The organism is Serratia sp. EC4 (assembly GCF_059652115.1).
On the sequence record NZ_JBNIDE010000005.1, the window covers coordinates 208626 to 226053 of the forward strand.

Consider the following 17428-nt stretch of genomic DNA (forward strand, 5'->3'; position numbering starts at 1 on the left):
GGCGGGGATAGGTTAGGAAGAACGCATAACAACGATGGCGATGAAAAAGTTGCTCATAGCGTCGCTGCTGTTTGGCAGCGCCACCGTATACGGTGCAGACGAGTTCGTAGTGAAAGACATTCATTTCGAAGGCCTGCAGCGAGTCGCCGTCGGTGCGGCGTTACTCAACATGCCGGTTCGCGTCGGCGATACCGTCACTGACGATGACATCAGTAATACCATCCGTGCCTTGTTTGCCACCGGCAACTTCGAGGACGTGCGCGTGCTGCGCGATGGTAATACCTTGATCGTGCAGGTGAAGGAACGTCCTACCATCGCCAGCATCACTTTCTCCGGCAACAAGTCGGTGAAGGATGACATGCTCAAGCAGAACCTGGAAGCCTCCGGCGTCCGGGTGGGCGAGGCGCTCGACCGCACCACGATCTCCAGCATTGAAAAAGGGCTGGAAGACTTCTACTACAGCGTCGGTAAATACAGCGCCTCGGTGAAAGCCGTAGTCACGCCGTTGCCGCGTAACCGTGTCGACCTGAAACTGGTGTTCACGGAAGGGGTCTCCGCCAAGATTCAACAAATCAACATCGTCGGCAACCATGCCTTCACCAACGACGAACTGATCTCGCGCTTCCAACTGCGTGATGAAGTGCCGTGGTGGAACCTGGTCGGCGATCGCAAATACCAGAAGCAAAAACTGGCGGGCGATCTCGAAACCCTGCGCAGCTTCTATCTGGATCGCGGCTATGCCCGCTTTAACATCGATTCTACCCAGGTGAGCCTGACGCCGGATAAAAAAGGCATCTACATCACCATCAACATCACCGAAGGCGAGCAGTACAAACTTTCCGATGTTGTCGTGAACGGCAATCTGGCCGGCCACTCGGCGGAAGTCGCTCAGATCACCAAAATTGAGCCAGGCGAGCTGTACAACGGCAGCAAGGTGACCAAAATGGAAGACAACATCAAAACGATGTTGGGCCGTTATGGTTACGCCTACCCGCGCGTCGGCACTCAGCCTGAGATCAACGACGCGGATAAAACCGTCAAACTGCACGTCAACGTTGACGCGGGCAACCGCTTCTACGTGCGTCGCATCAAGTTCGAAGGCAACGACACCAGCAAGGATTCCGTACTGCGTCGCGAAATGCGCCAGATGGAAGGCGCCTGGCTCGGCAACGAGCAGGTCGAGCAGGGCAAAGAGCGTCTGAACCGTCTGGGCTACTTCGAAACGGTTGACGTGGAAACCCAGCGCGTGCCGGGCACCGCCGATCAGGTCGATGTGACCTACAAGGTGAAAGAACGCAACACCGGTACCTTCAACTTCGGCGTCGGTTACGGCACCGAGAGCGGCGTCAGCTTCCAGGCCGGCGTGCAGCAGGATAACTGGTTGGGTACCGGCTACTCGGTCGGCATCAGCGGCACCAAGAACGACTACCAGACCTATACCGAACTGTCGGTCACCAACCCGTACTTCACCGTTGACGGTGTGAGCCTGGGCGGCCGCATCTTCTACAACGACTTTAAGGCGGATGACGCGGATCTGTCGGACTATACCAACAAGAGTTACGGTATCGACGGTACGCTGGGCTTCCCGATCAACGAAAACAACTCGTTGCGTACCGGCCTGGGCTACGTCCACAACGGCCTGTCGAACATGCAGCCGCAGATCGCCATGTGGCGTTACCTCGACTCGATGGGCGTGGATGCGAACAAGACCGACCGCGCCAGCTACTCGACCGACGACTTTACGCTGAACCTGGGCTGGACCTACAACAACCTGGACCGCGGCTACTTCCCGACCTCGGGTAACCGCACCACGTTGAACGGCAAGGTCACCATTCCGGGCTCGGACAACGAATACTACAAGGTGACGCTGGACAGCGTACAGTACGTGCCGATCAACGACGATCGCACCTGGGTGCTGTTGGGCCGTGGCCGTCTGGGTTACGCGGATGGGCTGGGCGGCAAGGAAATGCCGTTCTACGAGAACTTCTACGCCGGTGGTTCGAGCACCGTGCGCGGCTTCCAGTCCAACACCATTGGTCCGAAGGCGGTGTACTACAACTCCAACTCGTACCAGTGTCAGTTCAACGCCGGCAGCACGACCGATCGTCAGAGCATCTGTAGCTCGGATGACGCGGTGGGCGGTAACGCCATGGCGGTCGCCAGCCTGGAGCTGATCACCCCGACGCCGTTCATCAGCGAGAAATACGCCAACTCGGTGCGGACGTCGCTGTTCATCGATGCCGGTACCGTGTGGGACACCAAGTGGAAGAATACCAACGAAACGCTGATGTACGGCGTGCCGGACTACAGCAAAGCCAGCAATATTCGTTCTTCCGCCGGTATCGCGCTGCAGTGGATGTCGCCACTGGGGCCGTTGGTGTTCTCTTACGCCAACCCGATCAAGAAATACGAAGGCGACAAGTCCGAACAGTTCCAGTTTAACATCGGTAAGACCTGGTAACGGGTCTCGCCTCTGGGCATAACAGTTATTAAGAATCGCAATGGCCAGGCGCCCGCCGGCAGAGGGAGATGATTCTCATTGTTTGGTGGGACAAGTCTGGCAAATTGTGTACTTCAGTGTCATATGACACAAATGGGTGATGGTAAGGAGTTTATAGTGAAAAAGTGGTTGTGTGCCGCAGGCCTCGGTTTAGCAATGGCTGCTTCAGCTGGCGTTCAGGCAGCAGATAAGATCGCTGTCGTTAACGTCTCCAGCATTTTCCAACAGCTGCCGGCCCGCGAAGCGGTCGCTAAACAGCTGGAAAACGAGTTTAAAGGCCGTGCAAGCGAACTCCAGAACATGGAACGTAGCCTGCAGACCAAAATGCAACGTCTGCAGCGTGACGGCGCTACCATGAAAGCCAGCGACCGCAGCAAGTTGGAAAAAGACGTGATGGCGCAACGCGAGCAGTTCTCTCAGAAAGCCCAGGCTTTCGAGCAGGACAACCGCCGTCGCCAGATGGAAGAACGTAACAAGATCCTGAGCCGCATTCAGGACGCGGTGAAATCTGTCGCCAGCAAAGGCGGTTATGACGTGGTGATCGACGCCAACGCCGTTGCCTATGCAGACTCTTCCAAAGATATCACTGCTGACGTGCTGAAACAGGTTAAATAACACATGCTTTCAATTCGACTGGCTGATTTAGCGCAGCAGTTGGATGCACAATTGCACGGTGATGGCGATCTCGTCATCACCGGCATTGCTTCTATGCATTCGGCACAGCCTGGCCAAATCACGTTTTTGTCAAACAGCCGCTATCAAGAGCAGCTGTCTTCCTGCCAGGCAAGCGCCGTGGTGCTTACCGAAGCGGATTTACCACACTGCCGTGCTGCGGCGCTGGTGGTTAAAAACCCTTATCTGACCTACGCGCGCATGGCGCAACTGATGGACACTACGCCGGCGCCGGCGCAGGATATCGCGCCAAGCGCGGTGATCTCGCCTGAAGCGCAGCTGGGGCAGAACGTCGCCATTGGGGCGAACGCGGTGATCGAGTCAGGTGCGGTGCTTGGCGATAACGTGGTTATCGGCCCGGGCTGCTTCATCGGCAAACACGCACGCATCGGCGCGGGTACGCGTCTGTGGGCGAACGTAACGATTTATCATGCGGTCGAAATCGGCCAGCGCTGCCTGATTCAGTCGGGCACCGTGATCGGCGCGGACGGTTTCGGCTATGCGAATGAGCGCGGCGAGTGGATCAAGATCCCTCAGTTGGGCACGGTGATTATCGGCGATCGCGTCGAAATCGGCGCTTGCACCACCATTGACCGCGGCGCTTTGGATAACACCCAAATCGGGAATGGTGTTATCATCGACAACCAATGCCAGATTGCACATAACGTCGTGATTGGCGACAATACCGCCGTCGCCGGCGGTGTGATCATGGCCGGTAGCCTGAAAATCGGCCGCTACTGCCAGATCGGCGGCGCCAGCGTGATCAACGGTCACATGGAGATTGCCGACAAGGTTGTTGTTACCGGAATGGGAATGGTTATGCGACCAATCACCGAACCTGGGGTATACTCTTCGGGCATTCCGTTGCAGCCTAACAAGGTTTGGCGTAAAACCGCTGCGTTGGTGATGAATATCGATGAGATCAGCAAACGCTTGAAAGCTGTCGAACGTAAAGTCGGAAAAGACTAATCATTGCCGCCCGCCCTGGCGGGTACAAAACGAAACGCGTTGGTCGTGAGACCAAAAGCGCAAAGAGATGTTAATTTGCGGCCTGCATGATGATCTCCTTTTGGGGTCAGCGCAGGCCGTGTTGTTGATGCCATCAGTTTTTAGAGACAGGAAGAGTATTTTGACTACTGACACTCATACTCTGGATATTGCAGAAATTTTGGATCTGCTTCCTCACCGTTACCCGTTCTTGCTGGTCGACCGCGTCCTCGAGTTTGAAGAGCACAAATATCTGCGTGCGGTGAAGAACGTATCGGTGAATGAACCGTTTTTCCAGGGCCATTTCCCTGGCAAACCGATTTTCCCAGGCGTATTGATCCTGGAAGCCATGGCGCAGGCCACCGGTATCCTGGCGTTTAAAAGCGTCGGCAAACTGGAGCCGGGCGAGCTGTATTACTTCGCCGGTATCGACGAAGCACGCTTCAAGCGCCCTGTGGTGCCAGGCGATCAGATGGTCATGGAAGTCACCTTCGAGAAAACTCGCCGCGGTCTGACTCGCTTCAAAGGCGTGGCGACCGTTGACGGTAAAATTGTCTGCGAAGCAACCATGATGTGTGCCCGCAGCCGGGAGGCTTAATCCGTGATTGACCAAACCGCCTTTATCCATCCTAGCGCGATAGTCGAAGAAGGCGCCGTGATCGGCGCCAACGTGCATATCGGCCCTTTCTGCTACGTCGGCTCCCAGGTGGAAATCGGCGCCGGCACGGTGCTGAAATCCCACGTGGTGGTGAACGGCATTACCAAGATTGGCTGCGATAATCAGATTTATCAATTCGCCTCTATCGGCGAAGTGAATCAGGATCTGAAATACGCGGGCGAACCGACGCGCGTTGAAGTGGGCGATCGCAACCGCATCCGCGAAAGCGTGACCATTCATCGCGGCACCGCGCAGGGCACCGGCCTGACCAAAGTGGGCAACGACAACCTGCTGATGGTCAACGTGCACATCGCCCACGATTGCGTGGTCGGCAATGCTTGCGTGCTGGCCAACAACGCCACGCTGGCGGGGCATGTGGAAATCGACGATCACGCCATCATCGGCGGCATGACGGCGATCCACCAGTTCTGCATTATCGGCGCGCATGTGATGGTAGGCGGTTGTTCCGGTGTCGCTCAGGACGTGCCTCCTTTCGTCATCGCTCAGGGCAACCACGCTACGCCGTTCGGCGTCAACGCGGTCGGCCTGAAGCGCCGCGGTTTTGACAAGGATGAAATGCAGGCAATCCGCAACGCCTACAAAATCCTGTATCGCAGCGAGAAAACGCTGGATGAAGCGAAAGCGGAAATCGAAGCCCTGGCCAAAGAACAGCCGGTGGTGCAGCAATACCTCGATTTCTTCACCCGTTCCACCCGTGGCATCATTCGCTGAGTTATGTCGAATCGTCCATTGACTATCGGACTGGTCGCCGGAGAAACCTCCGGTGACATTCTCGGCGCCGGCTTGATCCGTGCGCTCAAGGCGCAGATCCCCGACGCGCGTTTTGTTGGCGTCGCCGGCCCGCTGATGCAGGCCGAAGGCTGCGAAGCCTGGTACGAAATGGAAGAGCTGGCGGTCATGGGCGTGGTGGAAGTGCTTGAGCGCTTGCCACGCCTGTTGAAGATCCGCAAGGATCTCACCCGCCGCTTCGGTGAGCTGCGGCCGGACGTGTTTGTCGGCATCGACGCGCCGGACTTCAACATCACGCTGGAAGGCCGCCTCAAACAGCGCGGCATTCGCACCATCCACTACGTCAGCCCTTCCGTATGGGCCTGGCGGCAAAAGCGCGTTTTCAAAATAGGCAAAGCCACCGATCTGGTGCTGGCCTTTCTCCCTTTCGAAAAAGCGTTTTACGATCGTTTCAACGTGCCTTGCCGGTTTATCGGCCACACCATGGCGGACGCCATGCCGTTGCAGCCCGACCGGCTGGCGGCGCGCGCTCAGCTTGGCATCGCTCCGCAGGCGCGCTGTTTGGCCTTGCTGCCGGGCAGCCGCGGCGCCGAAGTCGAGATGCTGAGCGCCGATTTCCTCAAAACCGCGCAGCTGCTGCGCACCCGTTATCCCGAGCTGGAAGTGGTGGTGCCGCTGGTCAACGCCAAACGGCGCGAGCAGTTTGAGCGCATCAAGGCCGAGGTTGCGCCGGATTTGACCGTACACCTGCTGAATGGGCAGGGGCGCGAAGCGATGATCGCCAGCGACGCGGCGCTGCTGGCATCCGGCACGGCGGCGCTGGAGTGCATGTTGGCCAAGTGCCCGATGGTGGTGGGCTATCGCATGAAGCCGTTCACTTTCTGGCTGGCGCAGAAGCTGGTGAAAACGCCTTACGTTTCGCTGCCGAATCTGCTGGCGGGGCGCGAGATCGTCACCGAGCTGCTGCAGCATGATTGCGTGCCGGACAAACTGGCCGCCGCCGTGATGCCGCTGCTGGAAGAGAGCCCGGAAACCGACGCGTTGAAACACACTTTCCTTACCTTGCACCAAAGCATCCGTTGCGGTGCGGACGAACAGGCCGCTCAGGCTGTGTTGGAGCTGGCGAAAGCATGATTGAACCCTTTATCTATCCCGCTGCCACGCTGATTGCCGGTGTGGACGAAGTGGGCCGCGGCCCGTTGGTCGGCGCGGTGGTCACCGCCGCCGTGATCCTCGATCCGGCGCAGCCGATCGTCGGTCTGGCGGACTCCAAGAAACTCAGTGAAAAACGCCGCCTGGCGCTGTATGACGAAATCGTCGCCAAGGCGCTCTCCTGGAGCCTGGGGCGCGCCGAACCGGCAGAAATCGACCAATTGAACATTTTGCACGCCACCATGTTGGCGATGCAGCGTGCGGTGGCCGGGTTGCATATCGCGCCGGACATGGTTTTAATCGACGGTAACCGTTGCCCGAACCTGCCGATGCGTTCGCAGGCGGTGGTGAAGGGCGACAGCCGCGTGGCGGAGATCAGCGCGGCGTCCATTCTGGCGAAGGTCACGCGCGATCGCGAAATGGCCGAGCTGGACAGCGAGTACCCGGACTACGGTTTCGCGCAGCATAAAGGCTACCCGACCGCCTTCCACCTGGAGCGGCTGGCCGCGCTGGGCGCCACCGAGCATCATCGCAGCAGCTTCGCGCCGGTGAAAAGAGCGCTGGCGCTGTAGTCTGCGGGCCTGACCGGGCTCGACGATAGCATTAACCCGGGCTCAGCCTGCTGAGCCCCTTCAATCAGGTATCTGGAGATGGCCGAACCTCGTTTTATTCACCTGCGCGTCCACAGTGACTACTCCATGATTGATGGATTGGCCAAGACGGCGCCGCTGGTGAAAAGAGCCGCCGCGTTAGCCATGCCTGCACTGGCAATCACCGATTTCACCAACCTGTGCGGGCTGGTGAAATTCTATGGCAGCGCGCACGGTGCCGGGATCAAACCGATCATCGGCGCGGATTTCCATGTGCAAAGTGAAGAGCTGGGCGATGAACTGGCTCAGTTGACGGTGCTGGCCAGTAACAACGAAGGTTACCAGAACCTGACGCTGCTGATTTCCCGCGCCTATCAGCGCGGCTACGGCGCCGCCGGCCCGACTATCGATCGCGACTGGCTGATTGAACATCGCGAAGGGCTGATCCTGCTTTCCGGCGCGCGTCAGGGCGACGTCGGCAAGTTCCTGCTGCGCGGCAACCAGACGCAGGTGGATCAGTGTCTGGACTTCTATCAGCGGTATTTCCCGGACTGTTACTATCTGGAACTGATCCGCACCGGCCGCCAGGACGAAGAGAACTACCTGCATGCGGCGGTGGCGCTGGCCACCGAGCGTGGCTTGCCGGTGGTGGCCACCAACGACGTGCGCTTCCTGGTGGAAGATGACTTCGACGCTCATGAGATCCGCGTCGCCATCCACGACGGCTTTACGCTGGACGACCCCAAGCGGCCGCGCAACTACAGCCCGCAACAGTACATGCGCAGCGAAGACGAGATGTGCGAGCTGTTCGCCGACATCCCGGAAGCGCTGCTGAACAGCGTCGAAATCGCCAAGCGCTGTAACGTCACCATTCGCCTCGGCGAATACTTCCTGCCGCAGTTCCCGACCGGCGATATGAGCACCGAGGACTTCCTGGTGCTCAAATCGAAAGAGGGGCTGGAAGAGCGTCTGGAGTTCCTGTTCCCCGATCCTGACGTGCGCGCGCAGCGCCGCCCGGAATACGATGAGCGTCTGGACGTCGAGCTGAAGGTGATCAACCAGATGGGCTTCCCCGGCTACTTCCTGATCGTGATGGAGTTTATCCAGTGGTCGAAGGACAACAACGTGCCGGTTGGCCCGGGGCGCGGCTCCGGCGCCGGTTCGCTGGTGGCCTATGCGTTGAAAATCACCGACCTCGATCCGCTGGAGTTCGATCTGCTGTTCGAACGCTTCCTGAACCCGGAACGTGTCTCAATGCCCGACTTCGACGTCGACTTCTGCATGGAGAAGCGTGACCAGGTAATTGAGCACGTGGCGGAGATGTACGGCCGCGAAGCGGTATCACAGATCATCACCTTCGGCACCATGGCGGCGAAAGCGGTTATCCGCGACGTGGGCCGCGTGCTGGGGCACCCGTACGGCTTCGTCGATCGCATTTCCAAGCTGGTGCCGCCGGATCCGGGCATGACGCTGGAGAAAGCCTTCGCCGCCGAACCGCAGCTGCCGGAGATTTACGAGGCCGACGAAGAGGTCAAGGCGCTGATCGACATGGCGCGCAAGCTGGAAGGGGTGACGCGCAACGCCGGTAAACACGCCGGGGGCGTGGTGATCGCGCCGACCAAGATCACCGACTTCGCGCCGCTGTACTGCGATGCCGAAGGGAACCACCCGGTGACCCAGTTCGACAAGAACGACGTGGAATACGCCGGGCTGGTGAAGTTCGACTTCCTCGGTCTGCGCACCCTGACCATCATCGACTGGGCGCTGGAGATGATCAACGCCCGGCGCGCCAAGACCGGGCTGGAACCGATCGACATCGCCGCCATCCCGCTCGACGACAAGAAAAGCTTCGACATGCTGCAGCGCTCGGAAACCACGGCGGTGTTCCAGCTTGAATCGCGCGGCATGAAAGATTTGATCAAACGTCTGAAGCCCGACTGCTTCGAAGACATGATCGCACTGGTGGCGCTGTTCCGTCCGGGGCCGCTGCAGTCGGGCATGGTGGATAACTTCATCGACCGCAAACACGGCCGTGAAGAGATCTCCTACCCGGACATTCAGTGGCAGCACGAGTCGCTCAAGCCGGTGCTGGAGCCGACCTACGGCATCATCCTGTATCAGGAACAGGTGATGCAGATTGCCCAGGTGCTGGCCGGCTATACGCTGGGCGGCGCGGACATGCTGCGTCGTGCAATGGGTAAAAAGAACCCGGTCGAAATGGCCAAGCAGCGCGGCGGCTTTGAAGACGGCGCCAAAGCGCGCGGCATCGACGGCGAACTGTCGGTGAAAATCTTCGACCTGGTGGAAAAATTCGCCGGTTATGGCTTCAACAAATCGCACTCCGCCGCCTATGCGCTGGTGTCGTATCAGACGCTGTGGCTGAAGGCCCACTACCCGGCCGAGTTTATGGCGGCGGTGATGACCGCCGATATGGACAACACCGACAAAGTGGTGGGGCTGGTGGACGAATGCTGGCGCATGGGGCTGAAGATCCTGCCGCCGGACATCAACAGCGGCCTGTATCACTTCCACGTCAACGACGACGGCGAGATCGTTTACGGCATCGGCGCCATCAAGGGCGTAGGGGAAGGGCCAATCGAGGCCATTATCGAGGCGCGCAACAGCGGCGAGCAAGGTTACTTCAAAGACCTGTTCGATCTCTGCGCGCGCTCCGACATCAAGAAACTGAACCGCCGCATTCTGGAAAAACTGATCATGTCCGGGGCGTTCGATCGCCTTGGGCCGCACCGCGCCGCGCTGATGAATTCGCTCGGCGACGCGTTAAAAGCGGCGGATCAGCATGCGAAAGCCGAAGCTATTGGCCAGGTGGATATGTTTGGCGTGCTGGCGGAAGCGCCGGAGCAGGTGGAGCAATCCTACGCCAATATCGCGCCCTGGCCGGAGCAGGTGGTGCTGGACGGTGAACGGGAGACGCTGGGGCTGTACCTGACCGGCCACCCGATCACCCAGTACCTGAAGGAGATCGAACGTTACGCCGGTGGCCAGCGTTTGAAAGACATGCACCCGACGGATCGGGGCAAAATGACTACCGCCGTCGGGTTGGTGGTCGCCGCGCGGGTGATGGTGACCAAGCGCGGCAACCGCATCGGCATCTGCACGCTGGATGACCGTTCAGGCCGTCTGGAAGTGATGTTATTCACCGAAGCGTTAGAAAAATACCAGCATTTGTTGGAAAAAGACCGTATCCTTATCGCCAGTGGACAGGTCAGCTTTGATGACTTTAGCGGCGGGCTTAAAATGATGGCCCGCGAGGTAATGGACATCAGTGAAGCCCGGGAAAAATACGCTCGCGGGCTTGCTATCTCGCTGACTGACAGGCAAATTGATGACCAGCTTTTGAACCGTCTCCGTCAGTCGTTGGAACCCCATCGATCGGGGACGATTCCAGTGCATCTCTACTATCAACGGGAAGATGCGCGAGCCAAGCTGCGTTTTGGCGCAACCTGGCGCGTGACGCCCACCGACCGCTTGTTGATCGACTTGCGGACGTTGGTAGGCAATGAGCAGGTGGACTTGGAATTTGACTAAAATAGGAATGCTATGAGTCTGAATTTTCTTGATTTTGAACAGCCGATTGCAGAGCTGGAAGCGAAAATTGACTCGCTGACTGCAGTCAGCCGTCAAGACGAAAAATTAGATATTAATCTGGACGAAGAGGTTCAGCGCCTGCGTGAAAAGAGCGTTGAGCTGACGCGCAAGATTTTTGCCGATCTTGGGGCTTGGCAAATTGCCCAATTGGCACGCCACCCGCGCCGTCCTTATACCCTGGATTATATCAAACACATCTTTACCGACTTCGAAGAGTTGGCGGGCGATCGCGCTTACGCTGACGACAAAGCGATCGTCGGCGGCATTGCGCGCCTGGATGGCCGTCCGGTGATGATCATCGGGCACCAGAAAGGCCGTGAAACCAAAGAGAAGATCCGCCGCAACTTCGGCATGCCGGCGCCGGAAGGCTACCGCAAGGCGCTGCGCCTGATGGAAATGGCCGCGCGCTTCAAGATGCCGATCATCACCTTTATCGATACCCCTGGCGCTTATCCGGGCGTGGGCGCGGAAGAACGCGGCCAGTCGGAAGCTATCGCGCGCAACCTGCGTGAGATGTCGCGTCTGAACGTGCCGGTCATCTGCACCGTCATCGGCGAAGGCGGCTCCGGCGGCGCGCTGGCGATCGGCGTGGGCGACAAGGTGAACATGCTGCAGTACAGCACTTACTCGGTGATTTCGCCGGAAGGCTGTGCTTCCATCCTGTGGAAGAGCGCCGATAAGGCGCCGCTGGCCGCAGAAGCGATGGGCATCACCGCGCCGCGTCTGAAAGAGCTGAAGCTGATCGACTCGGTGATCCCGGAGCCGCTCGGTTCCGCGCACCGCGACGTGCCGGCGATGGCCGCCGCGCTGAAAGCGCAGCTGCTCGCCGATCTGAAAGATTTGGATGGCCTGAACGACGAAGAGTTGCTCAACCGCCGTTACCAGCGTCTGATGAACTACGGCTACTGCTGAGTTCTGTTCTTCGCTGCAAGAAACCGCCTCCGGGCGGTTTTTTTTTGGCTACACACCGCCGGATTTTCGTGGTGTTATAGAGACTTGGCCGTTAACTGACAGGAGCTGCCGATGAATATCATCGCCATCATGGGCCCGACGGGCGTCTACTACAAAGATGAGCCGATTCGCGAGCTCCACGCTGCGCTGGCCGCCATGGGATTCCAACTGGTGTACCCCAAAAACAGCGGTGACCTGCTGAAGTTGATCGAAGCCAACGCCCGCATCTGCGGGGTGATCTTCGACTGGGACGACTACAGCCTGGAGCTGTGCAGCGAGATCAACGAGCTGAACGAATACCTGCCGCTGTATGCCTTTATCAATACCCACTCCACTTTCGACGTCAGCCTGCATGAAATGCGCATGGTGCTCTATTTCTTCGAGTATGGCCTGAATGCGGCAGACGACATCGCGCAGCGCATCCAGCAGTACACCGCGGAATACATCGACACCATTACGCCGCCGCTGACCAAGGCGCTGTTCAACTACGTGCGCGAAGGGAAGTACACCTTCTGCACACCGGGCCACATGGCCGGCACCGCGTTCCAGAAAAGCCCGGTAGGCTGCCTGTTCTATGACTTCTTCGGCGCCAATACCCTGAAGGCCGACATCTCGATTTCGGTCACCGAGCTCGGGTCGCTGTTGGATCACACCGGCCCGCATCTGGAGGCCGAAGAGTACATCGCGCGCACCTTCAACGCCGAGCAGAGCTATCTGGTCACCAACGGCACCTCCACCGCCAATAAGATCGTCGGCATGTATTCGGCGCCGGCGGGCAGCACGGTGCTGATCGACCGCAACTGCCACAAATCGCTGTGCCACCTGCTGATGATGAGCGATATCACGCCGATCTATCTGCGCCCGCTGCGCAACGCCTACGGCATCCTCGGCGGGATCCCGCAGCGCGAATTCACGCGCGAGAGCATCGCCGCCCGAGTGCAGGCGACGCCGAACGCCACCTGGCCGGTGCATGCGGTGATCACCAACTCCACCTATGACGGCCTGCTGTACAACACCGACTACATCAAGCAGACGCTGGAGGTGCCGTCGATTCACTTTGATTCCGCCTGGGTGCCTTACACCAACTTCCACCCGATTTACGACGGCAAGAGCGGCATGAGCGGCGAGCGGGTGCCCGGCAAGGTTTTCTACGAAACCCAGTCTACCCACAAGCTGCTGGCCGCCTTCTCGCAGGCCTCGATGATTCATATCAAGGGCGACTACGATGAGAGCACCTTCAACGAAGCCTACATGATGCACACCACCACTTCGCCGCACTACGGCATCGTGGCGTCGATGGAGACCGCCGCCGCCATGCTGCGCGGCAACCCGGGGCGCCGCTTGATCAACCGTTCGGTGGAGCGCGCGCTGCATTTTCGCCGTGAAGTGCAGCGGCTGCGCGAGGAGAGCGACAGCTGGTTCTTCGATATCTGGCAGCCGGAAGAGATCGATGAGGCGCAGTGCTGGCCGCTGGATCCGGACGATAACTGGCATGGTTTCGGCCAGACCGATCGCGATCATATGTATCTCGATCCGATCAAGGTGACGATCCTGACGCCGGGCATGAATGAGCTGGGGGCGCTGGAAGAAGAGGGGATCCCGGCGGCGCTGGTGGCGAAGTACCTCGACGAGCGCGGCATCGTGGTGGAGAAGACCGGGCCGTACAACCTGCTGTTCCTGTTCAGCATCGGCATCGACAAAACCAAGGCGATGAGCCTGTTGCGCGGCCTGACTGATTTCAAGCGCGCCTACGATCTCAACCTGCGGGTGAAGAACATGCTGCCGGATCTGTACGCCGAGGATCCGGATTTTTATCGCCATATGCGTATCCAGGATCTGGCCGCCGGCATTCATCGGCTGATCCGCCAACACGATCTGCCGCGCCTGATGCAGCGGGCGTTCGACGTGCTGCCGGAAATGAAGCTGACGCCGCACCAGATGTTCCAGGAACAGGTGCGCGGCAATGTGGAAACCTGCGAGCTGGATCAGCTGGTGGGCAAGGTGGCGGCCAATATGATCCTGCCTTATCCGCCGGGCGTGCCGCTGGTGATGCCGGGAGAAATGATCACCGAAGAGAGCCGGGCGGTGCTCGATTTCCTGCTGATGCTGTGCTCTATCGGTGAGCGCTATCCCGGTTTTGAAACCGACATCCACGGCGCCAAACTGACGGAGGACGGGCGCTATCTGGTGAAGGTGTTGAAAGCGCCAGCATAATCGTTTAGGCGAATTCTCGGCAGATCAGGTTCACGCTGTCGAGCGGCAGCGGTTCCTGTGTCAGGCCGCAAAACGGTTGGCCATTGCGCTGCTGGTGATAGCGGCAGCGGTGGCATTCGCCGAACAGCGCCGCATTTTCCTGCCGCTGCAGTTGGCGCAGCAGCTGGGTTAACAGCGCCTGCAACTGTTCGCCGTCCTGCTGCATGGCGTCTTGCGCCTGTTGCAGGTAGGCAGGAGGAAACAGAGCCTCCATTAAACTTCGCGATTTTTCTGTCAGCCGCAGCCGCACGCTGCGGCGATCCTTTGCGTCCGCCGTGCGGGCGATCATGCCGTTCAGCTCCAGCTTTTTCAGCGATTGGGACACCGTTCCCTTGGTCAGGCCAAGGTATTCCGCCACGGCCATCGGGGTGTTGGAGTAATGATTACAGCGTGCCAGATAGTAGAGCGCGCTCAACTGCACCGGCGGCAGACTTTCCAATTCTTCGTGGCTGCGCAGCCAGCTGCGTTGCAGGCTATTCAAGCGTTCAAGCAGATCAAACAGTTTTAGCATCGTATCCTCATCAGGTTGCGTAAATAGTATCGATTAAAAACTATATTGACAAGTCATTGGTGCTGGCATACTGTTCATATCGTTTCGATTCGAAACAATATGGGTAAGTCAACGTGCCCGAAACCGTCAATACCAAGGAGAATGAGGATGACTAAGGCCGTATTTTATCATGCCGGCTGCCCGGTATGCGTGAGTGCCGAACAGCAGCTGTTGGGACTGTTGAGCGATAACGTGCAGGTGGAAGTGGTGCACCTGGGGGAACGCCCAACGCGCGTGGCGGAAGCTGAGCGCCTCGGCGTGCAGAGTGTACCGGCGCTGGTGGTCGATGGGCAGGTGCTGCACATCAACTTCGGCGCGGCGCTGGCGGATCTGAAGGGCTGAGACGCCGTGTGCTTAATCATGCCCCGCGGCAATCCGCGGGGTTTTTGCCGTTGACGTCATCGCCGCCGCCGGATACCGTGCCCCATCAGAATGAACAGGAGAGGGTTTCTATGCTGGGATTACGTCAGGTGCACCACATCGCGATCATTGGCGCGGACTACGCCGCCAGTAAGCATTTCTATTGCGATATTCTCGGTTTTACCCTGCTGAGTGAAGTTTACCGCGAGGAGCGCGACTCCTGGAAAGCGGATCTCGCGCTCAACGGACAATACACTATCGAACTGTTTTCTTTCCCTTCGCCGCCGGCCCGCGTCAGCCGCCCAGAGGCCTGCGGCCTGCGCCATCTGGCGTTCAGCGTTGACGACATCGATCGGGCCATCGCCCATCTGCAGGCGGCCGGCGTTGCCTGCGAACCGGTGCGCGTCGATCCCTACACCCAATCCCGATTTACCTTTTTCAGCGATCCCGATGGTTTACCGTTAGAATTATACGAGAGTTAACGGCTTAATCGCCTCCCGGCGGCCACAGCCGGGGGCGGTTATGCTATGATCGCGCCCTTGCCCTACATGCCTACAGAGTTATTTCCGCCATGCAAGAGCCTGCTTTTCGCGTCGGGGAGTGGCTGGTTACCCCTGCCGACAACACCATCAGCCGCGACGGCCGCCAAAAAACGCTGGAACCGCGCCTGATCGACATGCTGTGCTATTTCGCCCGGCACCCCGACGTGGTGCTGAGCCGCGACGAGCTGATCGACAACGTCTGGAAGCGCAATATCGTCACCAACCACGTGGTGACCCAATGTATTTCAGAGCTGCGCAAGTACCTGAAAGACGGCGACAGCGACAGCCCGGAATACATTATCACCGTGCCCAAGCGCGGGTATAAGCTGGCGACGTCAGTGATCTGGTGTGAAGAAGGGGAGACGCAACCCGCTCCCGCACAGGCGCCGCAGATTGCGGTGATCATGCATGAACCGGAAGACGGCAGCGAGGAAGACGACGAGACGCCGTATGTGCCGCCGCGCCGGGCAAGCGGCGAGCCGTCTGCCGCGCCTGGCGAAAAGCAGCCGCGTTTTTATCGTCGCCCGACCTTCTGGGTGTGGCTGGCGTTTCTGGCGGCGCTCAGCGTTTGCGTGGCGTTTGTCGGCATCGCCACGCTGTCGCAGCGCGTGCCGGTATCGACCATGCCGGTGCTGCTCAACCCGCGCGATATCGATATCCGCATCCAGGGCGGCGAGAGCTGCAGCAACTGGATGCCCCAGCTCTCTTACGTGGTGGGCGTCAGCGAGCTGATCACCGATTCGTTGAACACCTACTCGACCTTCCTGGTGCATGACCAAACCAATTACAACTATTCCGGCCCCAGCAATTCGGGCAAGTCGCTGTATATCGAGTTCGTCAATCAGCGCCACTACCGCGCCCAGCAGTGTTTCCTTTCCGTGCGGCTGGTGGATAACGCTGACAGCTCTGTCATGCTGGACAAGCGTTACTTCATTACCGCCGATAACCAGCTGAAGATCCAGGCCGACTTCCTCGCCAGCCTGTCCGCGGCGCTGAAGCAGCCTTGGCCGCCACAGCTGGAGCAGCGTCTGGCGCAGTTGCTGCCCGACAACGGACCGTTGCTGCAGCGTTTCTACCAGGCGCATCAGTTGCTGATCCGCGGTGACGCCGATTCGTTGACCCGCGCCAGCGGCCAGCTGAGCGAGCTGATTAACAGCGCGCCGAACTTCCACTACCTGCTGGCTGAAAAAGCGTTGGTGGATCTGTTGCGCAATTCTTATCAACCGTTCGACAGCCCGGCCTTGGCGCAATTGCGCGCCGATATCAGCCATCTGGCGACGATCCCCGAATTGAAAAACACGCCGATCGTGCAGCAAGTTCTGGCGGTAGATGCCTTGACGCAGGGGCGGATTGACGAGGCGCACCGGGCGATCGATCTGGGGATTGAATTGCAAATGTCGTGGCTGAATTATGTGCTGCTGGGCAAGGTGTATGAAATGCAGGGGCAGAATCATTTGGCGGCCGACTCTTATATTACCGCCTTCAATCTTCGCCCCGGTGAGGATACCTTGCATTGGATCACCAATGGCGTATTCCAGACGTCATTGACCAACGTAGTGCCTTATTTAAATAACTATCAGCGCCAATAATTAATCTAATATCACGCCGCCCTTATTCTTCGGGGATCATGGCGGCGTTATTTATTGGTGAAGCAATGTTGCATGAATGTATTATTTTGCTGCGCGATATTATTTCTTTTTTGCCATTTGTTATGCGTCATTAACCTTGTCATCTTATTGTTTTTAAGTGATGTTTATCTTTTCTTTAGCCTGTCTTTTTATCTTGATGTGTTAATGAAAAACCTCAGGTTATCATTTGTATGATCATGAGCGTAATCTCACTTTATCTTTAGGA

Annotated in this window: 14 protein-coding genes; 13 read left to right on the forward strand and 1 reads right to left on the reverse strand. The window is 58.5% G+C overall.

What is annotated here, in order from left to right:
• The first annotated feature begins 34 nt into the window (after positions 1 to 34).
• From bamA to ACP39K_RS17020, 10 genes are all read left to right on the forward strand, one after another.
• Positions 35 to 2461 carry an outer membrane protein assembly factor BamA gene (gene bamA, locus ACP39K_RS16975; RefSeq protein ID WP_497008704.1) on the forward strand — a complete coding sequence of 809 codons (2427 nt, stop codon included), beginning with the start codon at positions 35 to 37 and terminating at the stop codon, positions 2459 to 2461.
• Between the two features lie 156 nt (positions 2462 to 2617).
• A complete protein-coding gene (gene skp / locus ACP39K_RS16980; protein ID WP_004931958.1) occupies positions 2618 to 3115 on the forward strand; it encodes a molecular chaperone Skp in 498 nt (165 codons plus the stop codon).
• A gap of 3 nt (positions 3116 to 3118) precedes the next feature.
• Positions 3119 to 4141, forward strand: coding sequence for a UDP-3-O-(3-hydroxymyristoyl)glucosamine N-acyltransferase (gene lpxD / locus ACP39K_RS16985; RefSeq protein ID WP_004931959.1), 1023 nt, complete (start codon positions 3119 to 3121; stop codon positions 4139 to 4141).
• Between the two features lie 160 nt (positions 4142 to 4301).
• Complete coding sequence (gene fabZ / locus ACP39K_RS16990; RefSeq protein ID WP_004931962.1) at positions 4302 to 4757, forward strand: 3-hydroxyacyl-ACP dehydratase FabZ; 456 nt, start codon at positions 4302 to 4304, stop codon at positions 4755 to 4757.
• Between the two features lie 3 nt (positions 4758 to 4760).
• Complete coding sequence (gene lpxA, locus ACP39K_RS16995; RefSeq protein ID WP_016929882.1) at positions 4761 to 5549, forward strand: acyl-ACP--UDP-N-acetylglucosamine O-acyltransferase; 789 nt, start codon at positions 4761 to 4763, stop codon at positions 5547 to 5549.
• A gap of 3 nt (positions 5550 to 5552) precedes the next feature.
• On the forward strand, positions 5553 to 6701 hold the full coding sequence (gene lpxB, locus ACP39K_RS17000; RefSeq protein WP_028128317.1) for a lipid-A-disaccharide synthase: 1149 nt from the start codon (positions 5553 to 5555) through the stop codon (positions 6699 to 6701).
• Positions 6698 to 7291 carry a ribonuclease HII gene (gene rnhB / locus ACP39K_RS17005; protein ID WP_497008705.1) on the forward strand — a complete coding sequence of 198 codons (594 nt, stop codon included), beginning with the start codon at positions 6698 to 6700 and terminating at the stop codon, positions 7289 to 7291. The genes lpxB and rnhB overlap by 4 nt, the downstream gene beginning before the upstream one ends.
• Positions 7292 to 7369: 78 nt before the next feature.
• The gene (gene dnaE / locus ACP39K_RS17010; RefSeq protein WP_273839671.1) at positions 7370 to 10858 is read left to right on the forward strand and encodes a DNA polymerase III subunit alpha; all 3489 of its coding nucleotides are present in this window, start codon (positions 7370 to 7372) and stop codon (positions 10856 to 10858) included.
• A 12-nt stretch (positions 10859 to 10870) separates the two neighbouring features.
• Positions 10871 to 11830 (forward strand): acetyl-CoA carboxylase carboxyl transferase subunit alpha, encoded by a 960-nt coding sequence (accA, locus tag ACP39K_RS17015; RefSeq protein ID WP_004931972.1) that lies wholly within the window; start codon positions 10871 to 10873, stop codon positions 11828 to 11830.
• A gap of 111 nt (positions 11831 to 11941) precedes the next feature.
• Positions 11942 to 14083 (forward strand): lysine decarboxylase LdcC, encoded by a 2142-nt coding sequence (locus ACP39K_RS17020; RefSeq protein WP_033639524.1) that lies wholly within the window; start codon positions 11942 to 11944, stop codon positions 14081 to 14083.
• A 4-nt stretch (positions 14084 to 14087) separates the two neighbouring features.
• Here the strand turns inward: ACP39K_RS17020 and ACP39K_RS17025 are convergent, their stop codons facing one another.
• Complete coding sequence (locus tag ACP39K_RS17025; RefSeq protein ID WP_048794759.1) at positions 14088 to 14633, reverse strand: MarR family winged helix-turn-helix transcriptional regulator; 546 nt, start codon at positions 14631 to 14633, stop codon at positions 14088 to 14090.
• 147 nt (positions 14634 to 14780) lie between these two features.
• On the opposite strand from ACP39K_RS17025, the gene ACP39K_RS17030 reads away from it, so the two are divergent.
• The 3 genes from ACP39K_RS17030 to cadC all read left to right on the forward strand — a co-directional run bounded on the left by ACP39K_RS17030 (position 14781) and on the right by cadC (position 17163).
• A complete protein-coding gene (locus ACP39K_RS17030; RefSeq protein WP_033639526.1) occupies positions 14781 to 15014 on the forward strand; it encodes a glutaredoxin domain-containing protein in 234 nt (77 codons plus the stop codon).
• 110 nt (positions 15015 to 15124) lie between these two features.
• Positions 15125 to 15514: a VOC family protein gene (locus ACP39K_RS17035; protein WP_033639527.1), complete on the forward strand. Its 390-nt coding sequence runs from the start codon at positions 15125 to 15127 to the stop codon at positions 15512 to 15514.
• 89 nt (positions 15515 to 15603) lie between these two features.
• Entirely contained in the window at positions 15604 to 17163 is a 1560-nt protein-coding gene (gene cadC / locus ACP39K_RS17040) for a lysine decarboxylation/transport transcriptional activator CadC (protein WP_497008706.1), read from the forward strand.
• Positions 17164 to 17428: the final 265 nt, after the last annotated feature.